Here is an 18,444-nt window from a genome sequence, read left to right as displayed (position 1 = left end):
AGATAGCCCTCCTGGTCGAAATGCATGATCTCGATCTTCTCGGTTTCCTTCATTTGTCTCTCCTTTCTGGGGTTGTTTCCACATCCCCCATGCCAACGGGCATCAAAACCCGCTTACATTCCGTAACACTCGGCCGCTTTGGCCTTAAGCGCATTGACTGACTCTTCGTAGCCCTCTGCCTTGACCTCCATTTGCTTGGAGACGGCATCAAGATACGGGTGCACGCCCCATGACTTCAGACGCTCGGCTATCATGGCCGCAATCGTCTGGAAGAACACAAGATTGGGAATTGCGCTGAGCAGCGGAGCCACCTGAGGCACCGCAACCTCGTGAGCCCTACCCTTGGGATGGGCCGTGAGCAGCACCGTTTTTGTCGTAACGTTCGATAGCGCATCAGCGATATTCGCAAGACGCTCCGACCCCTGCGGATCGTCGACGATAAACACCAGATAGCCCGGAACGATCTGCATCTCGGGACCGTGGACGAACTCCTCGCCTTCGTGATGCATGGCAGGAATCTTGATGGTCTCGCTCAGCTTGAGGGCCGCCTCTTCGGCAACGCCATAGTTGGGGCCGTTGCCGACGACCATGGCGGGCGTGTGCTCAGAAAGCTCGAGCATGTGGTCTTGGACATATGCCTCGGCGGTCTTGCACATCACGGCATTGGCCTGGATGGCCTCGCGCAGGTCGTCAAGACGCTGGGCAACGCCCTTGGCGTCAATCGTTCCGCGCGCCTGACCGCCGTAAATACCAAAGAGCACCAGGTACTCAACGAGCACCTCGACGCCCAGAGTCACAAAGTCCACCGACTCGACGCCCACACCGTAGTCAAGAACGATGTCAGCGTGTTCCTTGATGGGTGCCTCGACGTTTGCCGTGAGCGCAACTGCAGCCATATCGTGTGCGCGCATGTAATCGAGCGCCGCAATCGTATTGGTCGAATAGCCACTCTGCGAAACGGCAATGTTGAGCGCATGCTGCGGATAGGTGTGTTCAAAATCAACGAAGGCCTCGGGCGTCACAACGGACACCTGCATTTGCAGGGCATCTTGCAGGTAATCGCGGGCGCAATCGGCGGCATGGCGCGACGAACCCGAAGCAACGATGCGCAGCGCGTCAAAAGAACCGGACTGGAAAATATCAACGAGCTGCGCTACCAGCTCAGACGAACGCTCGAGGTTCTCCCCCATACGCACATGGGCAAGCTGAACGTAATCGAGCATCTTCATCGTCTCACCTCGTAACAAATCATTAGTATTTGATACCAATCACAGTTACAGGTTACGGCTTTTTGATACCTCTTTGTCGATTAATTTATCCCCATCGGCGAACGGTCGATTTTGAGCCCTGTAAGGTTGTATATACAGCTGACCCAACGATCAAACTGGTTAGTTTCCCAGCCGTTATTCACAAAATACCAGCTAGTACGTATAGGTGTAGCCGCCCGTATCGCCACGATTGAAGGACTTTACATACTCGATAGCCTGACCGCTCGCGTCATAGCTCACGCATTCCAAAAGCAAAACAAGATCGCCCTGTTCCAGTCCAAGGAGGCCGGCATCTCGTGCGCCCAGCGCTTCGATATCGAGCTTTTCCTGTGCCATGACTGGCTTTCGGCCCAGCATCTCATAGGTCTCGTACAAACTGAAGACCGACACGTCAATATCTTCGATGGTTGGGAACAGCAGGCAGGGAATCAGCGCCGTCTCAATCGATACGGGGCTACCGTTTATGCAGTTCAGGCGTCGAACGGAATAGAGCAGGTCGTCCTCGGCGATGCCAAACAGGTCGGCGTAATATGGCCCCGCATAACGCTTGGAACGCGCGAGAATACGGACGGACGGCTCGCCGCCCGAAGCACGGACCGATTCACGGAAACCGACCGTGCGTTCAAAAAAAGCAGGTACTTTCTGCGCCACAAAGGCACCTTTTCCCCGAACACGGCGAATCTGCCCGCGCCGAACCAGCTCATCGACAGCGCTTCGGATGGTCAAGCGTGTCGTACCAAATTCCTCGGCAAGGTCTTTTTCGGACGGAATCATGGAACCCGTGGGATATATACTGCGCTCGATACGTTCCTCGATGCGGCGTCGAATGCGCATATAAACCGGGGTGGCATCTACTGTTTCAGCCATTGTTCACCTGCCACGCTCCTCATGCCGTTCTCTTCGCCGTTATCGGCAAAGCGGAACTTTGTGGGCAAAATCACCGATTTGCAATGCTCCACAAAACGCATGTCCTTATCAAATTCCATCGTGCTCTCATAGAACACCGGCGTTCCCTCTTCTTGTTGGAGCAGCTCGGCCTCTTCGGCGTTCAAACGCGAGATGGAGATATGCTCACGTCCATGCTCAACACGCACGCCACCTTCTTTGAGCAAGACATCGTAAAGGCTCTCGCACTCAAAATCGTGCTCGGGAAGCGATGGGCACAGGGACAGGTTAACGTGAGCCGTCTCGATTGACGCCGGCTCGCCCTCAATAAGTCGAACGCGCTGCATGCGGAGCAAAGGAGCGCCTATAGCCACCCCAAGCTTGTCGGCAAGCGTCTTATCCGCATCGATGGTCTCGGTGGAAACCAGACGAGAAGAGGGATGCAGGCCGGCAGTCCGCACGGCATCGGAAAAGTTATACGTTTCCTGGAAGATGTTCAGCGGCTTAGGAGGACACACATACGTACCCGATCCGCGACGGCTCTCGAGCGTTCCGCACGAGATGAGCCGCGTGATACCGGCGCGCAACGCCGTACGCGAAACGCCGATCTCTTCGCACAGCACGCGCTCGGCCGGCAGGCGATCGCCGCCGGCAAGCTGATGGTGCTGGATATACCATAGAATTCCCTCAACAGCACGATCTTTAGGGGGAATTGCATAAGATTCGCCTGCCATTGCACAGACTCCTCATTCAGAAACGTATGCCGCCAAAATTAGACCAGCCCTCCCATGGCATCAAATTCGGCCTTGATCTTCTCGGCGACATTCCGATACGACTTATATAGGCTTGAATCGCGTTTGACTTCGTCGGTCATAACGGGAATCTCCAATTTGGAAACCTCGTCTTTTCCCGTCTGAACCGCCACAACAACGCCCATACCAAGACACATATTACGCTTGGCAGCGTTCATTTTTGCCGCCTTAGCGGGATTTGCCAGAATACGCTGGGCAAATTCCTGTTTAGAGACCGCTTCATCGGCCTCCGGATCGCCCGCCTCGGCTACTTCGCACTGAAGCACGTCCGCATAGTCAAAAATCTTCGGCTCGCCGCCACGCTGATGCACGGCCCACTTGCGGCGCGTGGCATCCTGATAGATAGCCGGCAAAAATGTAACCCGCGGCGGGTCCAAAATCGTATCCGTGATGGTAAACACATCGGGATCAAAGGCATCCTGCGGGTTTTTCTTCTTGAACAGCCCCATATCAGCCTCCCGTACTAGCATTAAACAACTCAAGCTGAATATAGCACCAATTTCAAGCCGCCGCTTTACCGTATCGGTGCGCGGCGTCTATGGCTCGCCCAGCGGAAAAGTTCACGGACGAGGGCCGGGGTGCCTGCTTTGTTTTGAGAAGTGGGCTCCGCGAACTTCTCAAAACAAAGTATGCCTCCCCGGCCCCGCCGGCAAATAGCGGACACTCCGCATGCAATCTATGCAAACAAACAAGTGCGCTTAGCTATATTCGGTAAGGTCAAGCACACTGCCCTTCACGATAAGCGCCGGCTCCAGAACGACCTCTTCGGCACGTCTACCGCCCCTACCGGCAAGACGCTTGGACATGCAGCCAAAAGCATGCTCCGCAAGGACACCGGGATCCTGCTCAATCGCGGTCAGCGCCGGCTCAAAGAGAACGTCGGCCGCCGAGTTGTCGTAACTCACCACAGAGATGTCGCCCGGGATGCTCTTCCCCATCTCGTGCAAGCGCTTGAGCAGACCGAGGGCAATGTTGTCCGAGCTTGCGAACACGGCGGTGGCATCGGTTGCAAGCACCGCCTCCGAGGCCTCGTATGCGCTCGGAATGTAGTACTCGCTCTCAAACTCCAGGCGCGCGTCGATGGGCAGTCCCACCTCGCGCAGCGCGCGCTCGTAACCGGCAAGTCGTTTGCGGCCCGTATTGGAGCGACGCGCGTTAACCAAACAGGCGATGCGGCGATGACCCTGCTCAATCAGATACCGCGTGGCCATGTAGCCGCCCATCTCGTGGTCGAACATCACCTTGTCGCACTCGAGGCCCTCAATGGCGCGGTCGACCATCACGGCAGGGATGGGCAGATGGCTCACTTCCTCGCGCAGGGCGCGATCGTCGGAGAACTCGTCACCCACTACCAGAAAGACGCCGTCGACGCCGCGCGTCACCAGCTGGCGCAGCAGTTCCAAATCGTCATCGGCGCTTCCACCCGAGCTGGTAATAAAGAGCGCGTAACCGTCCTCGCGGCAGCGCTTTTCCAAACTGCCGGCGAGCGAGGCAAAAAAGCGGCTCTCGATATTGGGAACGATAAGGCCCAGTGTGCGCGACTCGCGCATGACCAGGCTACGCGCGATCTGGTTAGGAACATAGTGGTTGCGCGCCGCAACCTCCTTGATAAGCTTGCGGTTTTCTTCTGAAATGCGACAGGGCCGATTATTGAGAACAAGCGAGACCGACGAAGGGGAAAGCCCCACCTCCTGGGCGATCTGCTTGAGGGTGACTTTGTTGGCCATCTCGCTCCTTCCGGGTTTACGCGCAATCTCTTGAAAGTATAGCGACTGCCCCTCTACCTCGATGATAAACACTTTACCAATCCGGTGGACGGCTGTTTTATCGCCGCCAGCGCACCAAATCCGTCCAGGTGGGGTATATTGCAAACGATTGATGACAACAACCACCAAAAGGCGGATATTCGTATGCACGAGAACGACTTTTTTAACGAGGACCTGCTCTGCGCGCTCGCCGGCGTTGCCGGCGAGGACAACGTACTCATGAGCGAGCCCATGCGCGAGCACACCACGTTTAAGATCGGCGGCCCGGCCGATGTCTTTGTCACGCCCGATACCGAGCAGGGACTCGTCGCCACGCTTGACACCTGCTACCGCTGCGATCTGCCGCTCACCATCGTGGGCAACGGCTCTGACCTACTCGTCGGTGACAAGGGTATCCGCGGTGTCGTCGTAGCGCTGGGCAAGGGCCTCTCCGACATTACGGTCAACGGCACGCACGTCACGGCGGCAGCCGGCGCCTTGCTTTCCGATGTCGCCACGACTGCCGCCGAAGCCTGCCTCACCGGCATGGAGCCCATCTCGGGTATCCCCGGATCGGTCGGCGGCGCCTGCTACATGAACGCCGGTGCCTACGGTGCCTGTATGGCCGATGTGCTGGAGTCCGTGCGTGTCTACAAGCCCGCTCGCATGCTCGACGACGGCACCCGCGGCAGCGGCAATATCATCGAGTTCGATGTCGACGAGCTCAACCTGGGTTATCGCAAGAGCCGCATCGCCGACGACGGCTTTATCGTGCTTTCGGCCACTTTCAATCTCGCCCCGGGCAACGCTGCGATGATCAAGGCCGACATGGACGACTATCGCCAGCGCCGCGAGGACAAGCAGCCGCTCGATATGCCGAGCGCCGGCTCCACCTTCAAGCGCCCCGAGGGCCACTTTGCCGGCAAGCTCATCATGGACGCCGGCCTGCGCGGCCACGCCGTCGGCGGCGCCCAGGTGAGCGAAAAACACTGCGGCTTCATCGTCAACGCCGACCACGCCACCGCAGCCGACGTCGACAAACTCATCCGCCACATCCAAGCAACCGTCAAAGACCAATTCGACGTAGACCTAGAACCCGAAGTCCACCGAGTCGGCGAATTTTTATAGCCTGCCCACCGCGATCCACTTTAATTAATAACGGGACAAGTGATCTAGCTCACTTGTCCCGTTATCATTTATTTGCGAAGAACATCGGCTAGCCGCAGGATTGAAATCATCGACCGATAAGTGAGTTCCACTTTTTCGCCCGCAAGCAGCCGTTTCGAGCCAATCTCATCTAGCCCCACAAGCTGAGAAAACAGCGGGCTGCTCATCGTGCCCTCGTCAATTGATTCCCTTATGGTCTTCAAAACGTCCGTATCATGAAGCGACGCCGAGCTGTAGGGGGCAACACGAGCGGAACTCTCAATTAACGACGAAACAAAAGGATGGAGATGCTTTGGACATAGTCCATCAAACACCACATCCCCATTGTCATCCGAGCCGACTAGTCGCCAACTATAATGATCGACCCAGCCGTCTCCGTCATATATGGTGTCCATGAGCAACTTCCCGTCTAGAGAGACCTATTTGGACATCGGGGCGCAAGACCGCAATCCATATAGGACCCGCAGCAGCTCCAACCCAACGCACCGCTCGACAATTGCAAATTGCGGCTATTTTAAATCTACATGATCAGTTCGAGTTCGCAACAAGGCGATTATTGCAGCTAGGTTATATTTCATTTTCCACTTTGGTGAGCCGTCGGCTCCAAATTCCAAAACCGAAGTCCACGGAGTCGATAAATTCATTTAAAAAAGGCCCCGAAAGGGGCCTTCGCCATATTTATTCAGACAACCAGTCCGGTGTGTGACGCATTGGATCCGAGAGGTCCGTGGCTGCCCGGAAGGCATTAGGTTGATCGCGAGTTCCGCACGAGCCGGAGAGCACTTAATGTGCTCTCCGTGCGAGCAGGACTGTCCGAGCAGGCAACCTAATGCCTTCCGGGCAGCCACGGACCAACTTACTTCAAACCGCCGTTACGACAGCGCAATACCGCCAAGCCAGCCCCAACGCACGCCAGAGCCAGTACCATAGAAGCTAATAAACGAATCAAGCGACTTAGACGTAATGGCACCCTCGTTGCTCATAACGATGCCGCCGCCAACGTAGATACCCACATGACCGTAGATAAGGCCCGGAGCACCCGTGCCGCTATGCGAGGAGTCGGCCACGATCATGCCCACCTGCAGCGCCGAGCGGTCGGAGCTATAGCACCAGGCGTTGAACATGTCACACGCGTTGCCGCCAAAGTAGCCAACGCCGGCGTTACGGAAGACATTGGTAACCCACGCCGCGCACCAGTTCTGACCCGGCGAAGGCGTGGAGTAGCACGCGTTGACGACGGCCTGCTGCTTGCCCGAGCCGGCATTCTGCTGCGGAGTTCCGGGCGCATACGATCCACCGCCCGAGCTCGAACCACCCGAGTAGGAATTGTTCTTGTTCGCGGCAGCCGCGGCAGCGGCGGCCTTCCTAGCGGCCTCCTCGGCCTGGGCGGCAGCGAGAATCTCGGAATCACGCTGAGCCATGAGCTCCTTGACGTCGTCGGAAAGACCGTTCAGCACGGTCTGGACCTCTTGCTGCTTGGCCTGCATATCCTGCATCTGAGCCATCTGCTGATCCTTGAGTTTCTCCAGGTCAGCCTTTTGTGCTTCGAGCTCGGTCTTCTGTGCGTCGAGCTCGGCCTGAATCGTCTGGATATCCTCGATGGCATCGCGGTCGCTCTTGTTGATCTTCTCAACGTAATGCGCGTTGGCGACGAGTTCCTCAAACGAGCCAGAGGCCAGCAGCAGCGACAGGATGTTCGTACCGCCGGACTTGTAGCTGGCGGCCACGCGATCGGAAAGGTCGTTGCGCTTCTTCTTGAGCTCGGCCTTCTTTTCGTCGATCTGGGCCTGCGTGTCGTCAATCTTGCCCTGGACATTCTCGATGTCGTTGAGGGTCTGGGCATTCTTGTTGGCCAGCGCCGCATACTCATTTGCGATGCTGTCGAGCTGGGCCTGAACCTCGTCGAGTTGGGCCTGGGCGGCATTCAATTTATCGGTGGTTTCTTTGGAAGCCTCCGCCGCATGGGCGCGAGTGGGCAGGCCAAAAAGAACTGCCGCAGAAGCGGCGCCGAACAGGGCCTTAAGGGCAGTGCGGCGCGAGAGCTCCTGGGAAAGGATGGAATCGCTGTTTGGTGACATATGTACTCCGTTACATGCTTATTTATATGTCGCTCAACTCATACATATTAGCGTACATATGGCGCGTCCCAACGATTTCCACGAACGGCAGGAAACTACAAGGTCGGCGGCTCGTAAGCAATTGTCAAATTTGAGGTAACAATTGAGCAAGCTCTTATATGAGTACGTTAACATAATCCTCTGCTTTTCCTACAGTGCACCATTTGGGCGTCCCCGCCTGCGCTATACTCCCCTCTAGAAGTGTTCCTGATTCGATAGGAGACTACATGTCCAAAGCACTCGACCCCAAAGACACCTGCGTCCTCGTTACCGGTGGCGCCGGTTTTATCGGCTCGCACACCGTCGTTCAGCTGCTCGAGGGTGGCTACCAGGTCGTCATCGTCGATGATCTCTCCAACTCCAGCGCCGTCGCCGTCGACCGCGTCAAGACCATCGTGGGCGACGAAGCCGCCAAGAACCTCACCTTCTACAAGGCCAACGTGCTCGACCGCGATGCGATGAACAAGATCTTCGATACCCATCAGATCGACCGTGTCATCCACTTTGCCGGCTTTAAGGCCGTCGGCGAGTCGGTGAGCAAGCCCGTCGAGTACTACCACAACAACATCGAGAACACCCTGGTGCTCATCGACGTCATGCGCAACCATGGCTGCAAGTCCATCATCTTCTCGAGCTCCTCGACCGTCTACGGCGACCCGGACAACCCGCCCGTCACCGAGGAAGACCCCAAGAAGCCCGCAACCAACCCCTATGGCTGGACCAAGTGGATGATCGAGCAGATCCTTATGGACGTCCACACCGCCGACCCCGAGTGGGACGTCGTGCTGCTCCGTTACTTCAACCCCATCGGTGCTCATCCGTCGGGCCTGATCGGCGAGGACCCCAAGGGCATCCCCAACAACCTGGTGCCCTATGTCGCCCAGGTCGCCGTGGGCAAGCTCGAGGCCGTTCAGGTCTTTGGCAACGACTACCCCACCCCCGACGGCACCGGCGTGCGCGACTACATCCACGTGTGCGATCTGGCCTCTGGTCACGTTGCCGCCCTTAACTGGATGAACGGCAAAACCGGCGTCGAGATCTTTAACCTGGGCACCGGCACCGGCACCTCGGTACTCGAGGTCATCGCCGCCTTCTCCAAGGCTTGTGGCAAGGAGCTGCCCTACGTGATTCGCGAGCGCCGTGCCGGCGATATCGCCGCCAACTGGTGCGATGCCTCCAAGGCCGAACGCATGATGGGCTGGAAGGCCCAGTACGACATCGCGGACATGTGCCGCGACAGCTGGAATTGGCAGAGCCATAACCCCAACGGCTTCGCCGACGCCGAGTAGCCACTCCCCCGTGCTAGGTTTTGTGGCATGCCTCAAAACCTAGCACGCGACATGCTCGGCACATGCCGCTTCCTGCATGGGTAGATTTCTAGACATGTCCCAAAAATCTACTGGCCCCGGCCTCCAATGTGAGGTCGGGGCTTTTTAGGAACTCGTTCTCGAGCTCGAGCTCGCGCATGCACTTGCGGCCGCCGCGACCGGGTGGTTGGTCAGCTCCTTCTTCCTGACCGTCACCCATCTTCCCAGGGTCTTCTCGTTGATGCCGAGGTCGGCTGCCACTTGGGCGATGGGCTTCCCCGACGCGGCGGCGAAGTCTGCGGCCTCGGCGCGGTACCCCGCTGTGTAGGAGGGCCCGTCTGCCATGACTGACACTCCTTTCTTTTTGGCGCTGAAACGATTATCGCCGCTCAACGCCATTCCTCTAAGTCAAGTGTCCTTGAATACGATACAGTTCAAATGGACGAGGAGAATCTGGCGCTCCTCTCGATGAGCCCGGAGAGGTCCCTGGTCGTCACCTTCCCCCGCGCGAACGCGAAGCGGACGGCGGCGAGCCATGTCCTCACCGCGCGTTCCATTTAGGGAGTCCTCGAGAAGTCGATCTCTCTGTGCGATAATCGAGCTATTGAGTCTCGCGAGTTTAGAGCTGGTGATATGCATTGAAAATCAAGATGAAAAACATCGGCAGGGTCGCTGAGGCCGATATCGAGATTAATGGTATTGCCGTGATCGCCGGGGAGAACGGGACGGGGAAAAGCACGGTTGGAAAAGCGCTTTATGCGGCCTTCAACAGCATGTCCGATTCGGAGAACAAAATCGACCGCATGAGGCGCAATAGTGTTGAGCGCGCCATCAGGAAGGCATATGTGGGAAGCCCTCTCGACTCCACGTCTCGCCACAGGCGAACTGCTGGAAGAATGAATAGTTTCATCGACAGGGTTTTTTCGGGCGAGTGCACGAGGGACGAGCTTATTGATGAGATAAAGGAGTATTACGGGGAGGAGATCTCCCGTGAGATCGAATCCGATTTCACGAATGGCGTAGCAGGAGTTGCCGATCAGATTATCGAGATCATGGATATCTCCGATGATGAGGTATTTCGTGCGATTGCGACAAACAGGTTCCGAAGCGAGTTCAACGGCCAGATCAATTCGGTTTTCGGCGAAGAGCCCGGGAAGGTCGAGCTCCAGATAAAGGACGCATCTACGGTTTTCTCGGTTGCAAGTGACGAGGTGGCGGAGGTGCACGATAGGAGGGTTTTGCGATTCAGGGCGCATTATCTGGACGACCCGTTCCTGATCGATTCTCTCGGAGGACCCTACGGCCCCGCTTTTCGGTTCAAGCCCCTCCTTGGACACCAGGAGGAGCTGCGGCAAGATTTGATTCAGGCGACCATCCGTAACGATGACAGCGAGTCCTCGCTGTTCGAAGAGATCGCGAAGGAGCGACACCTGAAGGTTCTCATGGACAAGGTTTCCTCCTTATGTCCGGGGCATTTCGAGAGGAGCGAAAGTCGCGGTCACCTTACGTATCTCGAAGAGGGCTTCGCTCGGGGGTTGGAGCCTGGGAACCTTTCTGCTGGCTTGAAGACGTTCGCCATCATGAAGGTGCTCTTGAAGTCCGGCGCGCTAGATGCCGGAGGGACTATTATCCTCGATGAACCCGAGATTCATCTTCATCCTGCATGGCAGCTGGCCTTCGCCGAGATAATCGTGCTGCTCCAGAAAGAGCTCGGGATGCACGTCTTAATGAGCACCCATAGTCCATATTTCCTGAATGCGATCGAAGTGTATTCTAAGAAGCACGCTGTTGATGGATTGTGCTCATATTATCTTGCGGAGACCTGCACTGATGGACGCTCTCGCTTTGCCGATATAACCGGCTCGACTGAGGTCGCCTACGAGAAGCTGGCGGCTCCTTTTGATACGCTTGAGAGGGAGGAGTACGGCCTTGAGTAGCGACCTGTGCGCCTCCTGCCCTCATCCGAACTCTCCCGCGGTGCCAGATGGCAGCGATGGTTGCTCCCGTTGCAGGACCTGTATCCTAAGGGACTGCACGTCGACCATCTCCAAAACATCCAGAGACGGGAGCGTCTCTCTTGTGGATGACGATTTGCCTGTTGTCAATTTTGACTCTGTTAAAGAATGCTACTGCAAGAAGGTCAATAGGTGGATGCAACTCCCGCGCTCCGCCGATGCGCTGTATTGCGATCGGGAAACGTTATATCTAGTCGAATTTAAAAACGGCAGTCTGAAGGAGACGCTGGGGAAGAGGCTCAATCCCAAGGATGACGAAGAGCTTGGTATCAATCTTGGCCAAAGGGACGCCCTCATCGAGAAGTGCAAGGACAGCGTTTTGATCTGCTCGGACCTGTGGGGAAAGAGGACGAGATGGTTTCGCGAGCACTGCGTCTTTGTTTTGGTATACAACGAGGACAAGAACAAGACCGCGTTGAAGCGGGTTGCCAGCTCGATTAGGAAAAAAGCGCGTTTTGGGCTTCCTGACAAATTGAAAGGTTTTTGCGTGAAGGATGTCTTGACGCTAACCGAAAAGGAGTTTTCGACATCGCTCCTTTCAACTTGGCGAGACGCAGAAGAAATCGCGGAGGTCGACGCGTAGGAGACCGAAAAGCATCCGGTGGCTATTTGCTCCCGATATCGATCGTTCGTCTGCAGTCGGTTTTCTTTCCGCTGCGCCCGCCAGTTTGCGATGAGTCGCGCACCGTGTGAAGCTCAACACGGATGAAATACAAATATAATCCCCCCTTGCACTGTGTTGATAAATATTGCTCGTCGAACTCATCTGAACTGGGCTTTCTTGCATAGAACTGCCTGAACCTGAGCGTTTTCGGGTATCGCATTGCCCGATCGAGCACCATCGCGACCTTCTCAAGCTTGTCCTCGGGCGGACTCATAGCCACAGCCCCGCATGTCGTCCCGGTTGGAGCCGGGATGAGCCCTCAGGAAGCACTGCATGAAGTAGCGCATCCGGTTCACGGGCCCCAGCGGGTTCTGGCCGTCGGGAACGCCCTTGAGCAGCTTCGCGTTGTAGTGCTGGCTCTTCAGTGACAGATTGTTGACGGGAGCCGTGTGGCGCCCGGCTCCATGTCGTGGATGAGCGCGGAGCCGGGCGCCACACGGCTCCCGAACGTCGCCAAGGTCTTCGCCCTGCTTGTCTTGCCAAGGCCCTCCCGGATGAAGATTGAATTGCCTGGCTCATCGCAGCCGAGCGCGACACGGCCTCTACCCGAGACCATCATCTCTACACATAGCCCATCATTCGACAAGAACGCGCAGTTTGTCCTGCATAGGCGCATGGTGTCCCCCTCCGCCGCAAGAGGTGAGCAAAAGAGAGGCTCCCCTCGCCACTACCGGACAAAGGGACCTCTCTGGGGAAACACGCTATAAAACCTTCTTGCCGGGCGGTCGAGTACAGCACCGACGGCGTACCCGTGGAGACCTACCCAGAGCCCACGCCATTTCAAGTTTCTTGGTCTTCAACGCCACAATCCGATAATCATCCAGCCGTCGAAATGACCTCGTCACAGGCGGCAAGCATCTCCTCGTCATGAGTGACAACGATTACAATATGGTCTCTCTTAATTTCATGAAGCAATTTGATCAGCGCGCCTCGACTCTTCGCATCAAGTGCTGAGGTCGGTTCATCAAAAAGCATAACGTCCGGCGATTTCAACAGCTGTCTCACAATTGCAATCTTTTGCTTCTCGCCGCCGGACACCCCTCCTTTCCCGCCGTCAAGCATCGCCGTTGCCCCGTTCTCCACAGAAGCAACCATTTCGTCTAGCCCCAATATGACAAGCATCCGATTCAGCTTATCCATCTCGTAATCATCAGAAAGCAGCGTAAGATTATCGAGAATCGTCCCCTCAACGATAGGGGGTTCTTGCTCCGTAATGCTGACTCGACACCGCCGCAATGCATATCGATCGATGCAACGCTGTGACACCCCGTTGTAGCGAACGGCCCCTTCTGTGTCATCTGGATATAGCCCCAATATCACTGACAGCAGCGAGCTCTTCCCCGAACCATTCGGCCCCGAGATTCCATATAGCCGACCCCTGGAAAACGCGAGCCCCTCAATGCTTAACGCGACCCTTTCCGCCCCTGGATAACGTAGCTTGATGTTCTCTAGACGGATTTCCTCAATCGGACCAAGCGCCAATTTGCCATTCGCTTCCACCGGGACATCCCAAATTCTTTTCAGCCGCTCATAGCATACGCGATTAGTCTGGTAATCCCTTCCCCAGCCCAACAAATACTGTACCGCTGAGCTTAAGTTCGAATAATATCCAACAGCAGTCACGAGAAAACCAGGCAACAGTCTCCCGCCCATCACTTCAACCGCGCCCACAGCAAGAAGACATCCTTGAGCGGCGGAAGCGACCAACGCGTTGCCAAAGGTAAATCTAGACCCTACTTCCTGATTTGCTCTCATCGTTGGATAGAGCCCATTAAAAGCTTCGACCAGTACAGCGCGGGACCTATCGAACAAAGCATGTTTGCGGATGAAATCAACTTTCTCCAACTGATCTTGTAGACAGGAAAAAAACCTCGCGCTCTGCTCTTGTACGTCAAAACTTCTCTCAAACAGCCTTGCGCGTGAAACCGCATAAAAAGCGGCACTCGCTGCCGCAAGAACAAGGCAGACCACACTCAACTTGATATTCAGGCTACCGAGAACAAACAGGGCGGACAAAAGGGTGATAACGTTGCTTGAAACCCCCACAACCGAGTTGATTACGAAGATGACAAGGTCATTAGCGTCGTGATTGATTTGCTGGTTATAATACGACGCGTTGAAGCCCTCGAAGAATGCCTGGGGAAGGTGCTTCACGTGCTCAAGCGTATCCGCATTTAAGCCGAACCCCGCATGCGACTGAAGGTTGATGTACAGCATCTCTGAGCAATACACTAGTCCCGCTCGAACCGCTTGGACCGCAACCAAAATAAGGCAACAAACGAGAACGGCGGCAAGATCGGCGCTGGCCGGCATCGCCAATCGGTTTACCACTATGCCGGTAAGAAAGGGACCCGCAAGCGCAAGCAGCCCGACCAAAACTGTTACGACAAGATAGGCGTAGAATCGACCGCCCAGTATATATTTTCTACAGAGATTAAGCATCAGCCTCATTTTGCCCCGCACCCCGTTTTGCCGTATTCATCATCTGGGAGAGCAGCATTTTTTGCTCGGCATCATACCGGAAGGAAACGCAACGTTTCCCCTCACCGTTTAAGGCGTGGTTGGGGCACCCTCCCATGCACATGGGAAAAGCAAAGCACTCTTGGCATTCCGGGTCATCCGGCTCATATGCCATCCAGTTAATCATGTTCTTGCTCAACATTGGCGGCTCGAAAATAGTTCCGACCCTCCGCTCCTTCATTCCAATGTCATCCCAGCACTTATACAAATCTCCGACGGGATCAACCACGTACGAGTTGATTCCAACGGCGCAACATATCCCGAAATTCGTCCCACCAAAAGGTTGAACTTTGAAGCCCCGCGCAATTGCCCTTTTATAAAACTCAGTCTCCTCATACGAGAACTCTTTTACAGTAAAGCAGTGGCTGTCGTTCGCACATACCTGATTGATATCGTCAACAGGGGCTAAATAGAAGTGAACCTTATTCATCAGGCCATTTAGCTCGAGATAATCCAATAGCTCTTGAGCGGCCTCGATGTTGGTCTTGTCGACGTTGCTCCTTATCGAAATATCGATGATGTCGGCACACTCTTTGACGTTCTTGAGAATACGTTCGTATGTAGGGCTTCCGTCGTGAAGAATCCTTCTCGAATCGTGATCCGACTTCGATCCATCTATAGTCACTTGCGCGCTCGTCACACCACATGCCGCGAGCCTCCTTGCAACATCAGGCGTCAGCAGATAGCCATTTGTCACTATCGATGCGGAATATTCACACGTTGGCCCCACGACATCTTTCAGATCCGACGTAATCCGTTCGATCATCTTCATTCCGAGCAGAGGCTCGCCGCCGTACCATCCAACTGAGAGACTTGCGATACCAGGATAGTAATCTTTCACGAACTTGGAGAGCTGTGTCAAAACCTCCTCGCCCATCGTCGTGTACGCCTGTCCCTTTTCATAGCAGTAGGGACAGCAAAAGTTGCAAGCCATCGTTGGCGCAATGGTAAGGGACAGAGCAGTATTCGCAAAGCGCGCGGCGCGACTTTGCAACCTGATCTCCCCAAGCTCGTCCCTCTCCTCATTGACTAGGATGCCTCCCCTTATCAGCTCCGCGACAAGATCATCGGCATCCCGAACGTCCCTTCTTGAATCCTTTTGAATTTCTGCGCGTATTCCGGATTTAACGACAGGATGCCGCCGGTTCGCGCATTCATGATAAGAAGACTTCCGTTATGTTCATGCACCACATTAAATTGCGACAGTTTCACTTCGCACCATCTCCATTTCCAACCAAATCCATATCGACCCTCAGACGCTGCGCATACGCCAGCGCACTACCTTCTTCGATAAAAACTGCACGAAAGCAGCAATAGACATGCGAGCGACACGATGACCGCATGGCCGCATGCAGCCATCAGGACCGTCCCGCCGGCAGCCCCGCACGCCCTCATCCAATAAGCCATGTGAACCGGGGGTAAAACGGTTGGGAAACTCATCGCGATAACAAGGCCCGCGAACGTTGCGACCAGCAAGGCTCCCGACACAAGAGATCTGATCCTGAACACCTCATATGCAACCGCAACCATCAGCGTATAAGCGGCGTCTATAACGATATTCGACAGGAGTGCCGAGGTCACATTACCAACCGTAAGGCTGTCTAGACCGCTTCCGGAGCACACGGCAAAGACCGCAGCGACACCGAGAGTAAACACGATGTAGGGGCACAGCGTATACACTTCGCAAGCCAATGTCTTTGCCGCAAACAGCTGCCAGCTGCGGAAGCCCCGAGCAATCGAAACTCCCCTTGCCGACACGCTCGTCGCATCACCGAATAGCGTCCCCGCCACAACAACAGAGACGATTGGGAAGAACACCGTATGCGCCATGGAGACGACACTTAGCCAGGAAGAGATACCCGTTGGCCCAACCCCTATCGAGAAAAGATAGCCCGGATCGGCGGAAAAGCCAAAGAACTGGCCCTCTCCCCCTGCGGAGACCCATGCGCCGGACCCGGCAAACACATAAATCCCCGCGATGCCCAAATACATCAGCGCTATTATCACGGCGAGTTTCATTCTCCTTGCGCGGAACAGTTCCGCCCTGACCGACATCCCAAGATTCATCGAACCGCCGTCCTTACAAATAGCGAGACGAGCGCAACTCCAACCGACACAAGCACAGTGCCGCCCGCATACAGCAAAACCTGAATTACACCAACATTCTGCATACTCAGGGAACACAGGTTCATCAGGTAATACACGGGCGAGAGCATGAGCAGCAAGCTGGGCTGACCGCTTCCGTATGTACTTGGGAACCACACCATCACAAATGTCGAAACCGCTATTGCAACGACGCTGCTCGCCACCACACTCCTCGTGAGCAAATACAGGGCGAAGGTAGCGGCGTACATCGAAATGAGCAGCAGCGCGATCATCAGCGCAATCGATACAAATTGGGCAAACCCTGAGCACGAGGCCCCAACGTCCCATTGGGCCATCTTGGTTAAATACAGCGCAGTCGTAGAAAGAAGATACACGGCACCGACCAGAGTGCAGTTCACCAACAGCTTCGTGATCACAATCGCCGCCTGCGACACCCCTCGCGATCTCGATACGGCGTAAGCCACGGATTCAAAGTCTCTCGACGTAGCGTAAACCGCGTAGAGAATCGTCACCGGAATCCAGACCACTGTAGACGCAAAAGACGTCCGGGCAACAGAGCCCAAAACGTCCCCTGCATCCACTAGGTTTCCAATAAAACCTATAGCCCCTCCAAGCGTATACGGGTCATCACCGGCGACCATGATCAGCACCTCAGACGAAGTCGCAGCCGCAACCACATACAGCACAGCCGCAAGCGCAATCATCAGAGCGGTCGCCGGGTGCCTGGCGAGCAACCATACCTCGCTCCGAAAAGCTGAGATGAACTCGCGTTTCATCACAGCTCGCTCTCTCGACCGATGAGCTCCGAATAAAACTCCTCAAGGCTCTTCCTATGAGAATACGCCTCCGCAACCCTCACACCTGCGGTCGAGAGCGCTTCGATTGCAATGCCCCGCCCTTCCTTTTTCTCCTCATAGCGCATAAGGACGCTGCCGTCCGGCAGAAAAGAATGTGAGGTCTCATCTCCGAGAACCGATCTCGTTCGCTCCAGATCGTCCACATGCAACACGAAACCACCGCGGCATGACTTTTCCAGCTGAGGTGCGGTCATCCTTCGAATGAGGCGACCATGACTTATGAAGAGGTAATCAGTTGCCAGCTTGTGCATCTCCTCAAGATTGTGGCTGGATACGAGAATCGTTTTACCTTGATCTTTGTTAAGATGCGTAAGGATTTTTCTTACTTCGACTATCCCCATCGGATCCAGGCCGTTTGTCGGCTCGTCCAGGATCAACAGCTCCGGATCGCCCAGCAACGCTATGGCCAGATCGAGACGCCTCCTCATTCCCATTGAGAAGTTCTTCACTTTCTTCCCGCCGGCCTCCCCCAAACCGACGGTTGATAACACACCGTCGATGGAACGATCGGTGGGAAGCCCCCACTCAATACAGCGAACGACCAAGTTGTCTCGCGCGGTCAGATTAGGATACGAAGCATTGAGGTCGGGCATATAACCCAGCCTTTCCCTGCAGCTCCGTATTTCACGTCTCCCGGTTTGCCCAAACATCGAGATCGTTCCTGACGATGGCTCCGAAAGCCCCGTGATCAATCGAATTAACGTGCTCTTGCCGGCACCATTCTCCCCAATGAGTGCACACAGCTCGCCTTCCATTAAAGAGAACGAGACTGATTTAACCGCTTCAAACCCGCCATATCTCTTGGATATGGCACGCAATTCAACTGGGACTTCCCGCATGGACGACATCCTCCCCGTCAATAAAAAGGGACGACATGGCAATTGTGCGGGGTTATAGGTAACGTCGGTTCGCCCCCCATATTGCAATGCCACATCGCCCCTCAGGCGCTGCTGGCCAAAATATCTTTGAACAGTCTGTGCA

17 protein-coding genes and 1 pseudogene are annotated in these 18,444 nt (G+C 55.5%); 4 read left to right on the top strand and 14 right to left on the bottom strand.

Going from position 1 to position 18,444, the window contains the following annotated elements:
- Positions 1 to 113: 113 nt before the first annotated feature.
- The 5 genes from DXB53_RS09530 to DXB53_RS09510 form a co-directional block, all read right to left on the bottom strand.
- Positions 114 to 1,229 carry an SIS domain-containing protein gene (locus tag DXB53_RS09530; RefSeq protein ID WP_117584262.1) on the bottom strand — a complete coding sequence of 372 codons (1,116 nt, stop codon included), beginning with the start codon at positions 1,227 to 1,229 and terminating at the stop codon, positions 114 to 116.
- Positions 1,230 to 1,421: 192 nt separating this feature from the next.
- The gene (locus DXB53_RS09525) at positions 1,422 to 2,135 is read right to left on the bottom strand and encodes a GntR family transcriptional regulator (protein ID WP_117584261.1); all 714 of its coding nucleotides are present in this window, start codon (positions 2,133 to 2,135) and stop codon (positions 1,422 to 1,424) included.
- Positions 2,120 to 2,887, bottom strand: a complete 768-nt coding sequence (locus DXB53_RS09520) for a GntR family transcriptional regulator (protein ID WP_117584260.1) — start codon at positions 2,885 to 2,887, stop codon at positions 2,120 to 2,122. The genes DXB53_RS09525 and DXB53_RS09520 overlap by 16 nt, the downstream gene beginning before the upstream one ends.
- 38 nt (positions 2,888 to 2,925) lie before the next feature.
- Positions 2,926 to 3,414 (bottom strand): hypothetical protein, encoded by a 489-nt coding sequence (locus tag DXB53_RS09515; protein WP_117584259.1) that lies wholly within the window; start codon positions 3,412 to 3,414, stop codon positions 2,926 to 2,928.
- Between the two features lie 249 nt (positions 3,415 to 3,663).
- Complete coding sequence (locus tag DXB53_RS09510; RefSeq protein WP_117584258.1) at positions 3,664 to 4,692, bottom strand: LacI family DNA-binding transcriptional regulator; 1,029 nt, start codon at positions 4,690 to 4,692, stop codon at positions 3,664 to 3,666.
- A 183-nt stretch (positions 4,693 to 4,875) separates the two neighbouring features.
- On the opposite strand from DXB53_RS09510, the gene murB reads away from it, so the two are divergent.
- Positions 4,876 to 5,838: a UDP-N-acetylmuramate dehydrogenase gene (murB, locus tag DXB53_RS09505; RefSeq protein WP_117584257.1), complete on the top strand. Its 963-nt coding sequence runs from the start codon at positions 4,876 to 4,878 to the stop codon at positions 5,836 to 5,838.
- A gap of 68 nt (positions 5,839 to 5,906) precedes the next feature.
- On the opposite strand, the gene DXB53_RS09500 is transcribed toward murB, so the two are convergent.
- Complete coding sequence (locus DXB53_RS09500) at positions 5,907 to 6,272, bottom strand: hypothetical protein (RefSeq protein ID WP_117584256.1); 366 nt, start codon at positions 6,270 to 6,272, stop codon at positions 5,907 to 5,909.
- A gap of 477 nt (positions 6,273 to 6,749) precedes the next feature.
- Positions 6,750 to 7,955, bottom strand: a complete 1,206-nt coding sequence (locus tag DXB53_RS09495) for a CHAP domain-containing protein (protein WP_117584255.1) — start codon at positions 7,953 to 7,955, stop codon at positions 6,750 to 6,752.
- A gap of 266 nt (positions 7,956 to 8,221) precedes the next feature.
- Here DXB53_RS09495 and galE point away from each other — a divergent pair, with 266 nt between their 5' ends.
- A complete protein-coding gene (gene galE / locus DXB53_RS09490) occupies positions 8,222 to 9,283 on the top strand; it encodes a UDP-glucose 4-epimerase GalE (protein WP_117584254.1) in 1,062 nt (353 codons plus the stop codon).
- A gap of 88 nt (positions 9,284 to 9,371) precedes the next feature.
- On the opposite strand, the gene DXB53_RS09990 is transcribed toward galE, so the two are convergent.
- Positions 9,372 to 9,521 (bottom strand): hypothetical protein, encoded by a 150-nt coding sequence (locus tag DXB53_RS09990; protein ID WP_158556525.1) that lies wholly within the window; start codon positions 9,519 to 9,521, stop codon positions 9,372 to 9,374.
- 14 nt (positions 9,522 to 9,535) lie between these two features.
- Positions 9,536 to 9,646, bottom strand: a pseudogene (locus DXB53_RS10235) (hypothetical protein); the annotation flags it as partial.
- Positions 9,647 to 9,939: 293 nt separating this feature from the next.
- Here DXB53_RS10235 and DXB53_RS09480 point away from each other — a divergent pair.
- Both DXB53_RS09480 and DXB53_RS09475 read left to right on the top strand, forming a co-directional pair.
- Positions 9,940 to 11,238 (top strand): ATP-binding protein, encoded by a 1,299-nt coding sequence (locus DXB53_RS09480; protein WP_117856218.1) that lies wholly within the window; start codon positions 9,940 to 9,942, stop codon positions 11,236 to 11,238.
- Positions 11,239 to 11,380: 142 nt separating this feature from the next.
- On the top strand, positions 11,381 to 11,899 hold the full coding sequence (locus tag DXB53_RS09475) for a hypothetical protein (protein ID WP_124786586.1): 519 nt from the start codon (positions 11,381 to 11,383) through the stop codon (positions 11,897 to 11,899).
- 897 nt (positions 11,900 to 12,796) lie between these two features.
- Here the strand turns inward: DXB53_RS09475 and DXB53_RS09460 are convergent.
- From DXB53_RS09460 to DXB53_RS09440, 5 genes are all read right to left on the bottom strand, one after another.
- The gene (locus DXB53_RS09460; protein ID WP_084591801.1) at positions 12,797 to 14,431 is read right to left on the bottom strand and encodes an ABC transporter ATP-binding protein; all 1,635 of its coding nucleotides are present in this window, start codon (positions 14,429 to 14,431) and stop codon (positions 12,797 to 12,799) included.
- Positions 14,415 to 15,434: a radical SAM protein gene (locus DXB53_RS09455; RefSeq protein WP_147324164.1), complete on the bottom strand. Its 1,020-nt coding sequence runs from the start codon at positions 15,432 to 15,434 to the stop codon at positions 14,415 to 14,417. The genes DXB53_RS09460 and DXB53_RS09455 overlap by 17 nt, the downstream gene beginning before the upstream one ends.
- Positions 15,435 to 15,778: 344 nt before the next feature.
- A complete protein-coding gene (locus DXB53_RS09450) occupies positions 15,779 to 16,567 on the bottom strand; it encodes a hypothetical protein (protein WP_035137757.1) in 789 nt (262 codons plus the stop codon).
- On the bottom strand, positions 16,564 to 17,382 hold the full coding sequence (locus DXB53_RS09445) for a hypothetical protein (RefSeq protein WP_117564851.1): 819 nt from the start codon (positions 17,380 to 17,382) through the stop codon (positions 16,564 to 16,566). The genes DXB53_RS09450 and DXB53_RS09445 overlap by 4 nt, the downstream gene beginning before the upstream one ends.
- Positions 17,382 to 18,444: ABC transporter ATP-binding protein (locus DXB53_RS09440; protein WP_233503861.1), on the bottom strand; the 1,063-nt coding region annotated here is incomplete at its 5' end. The genes DXB53_RS09445 and DXB53_RS09440, both read right to left, overlap by 1 nt.

The sequence above is a fragment of the Collinsella sp. OM04-5 genome (genome assembly GCF_003439125.1).
Taxonomy (GTDB): Bacteria; Actinomycetota; Coriobacteriia; order Coriobacteriales; family Coriobacteriaceae; genus Collinsella.
The sequence above is the reverse complement of the archived record's forward strand: the minus strand, read 5'-3'. Positions and strand labels throughout refer to the sequence as shown.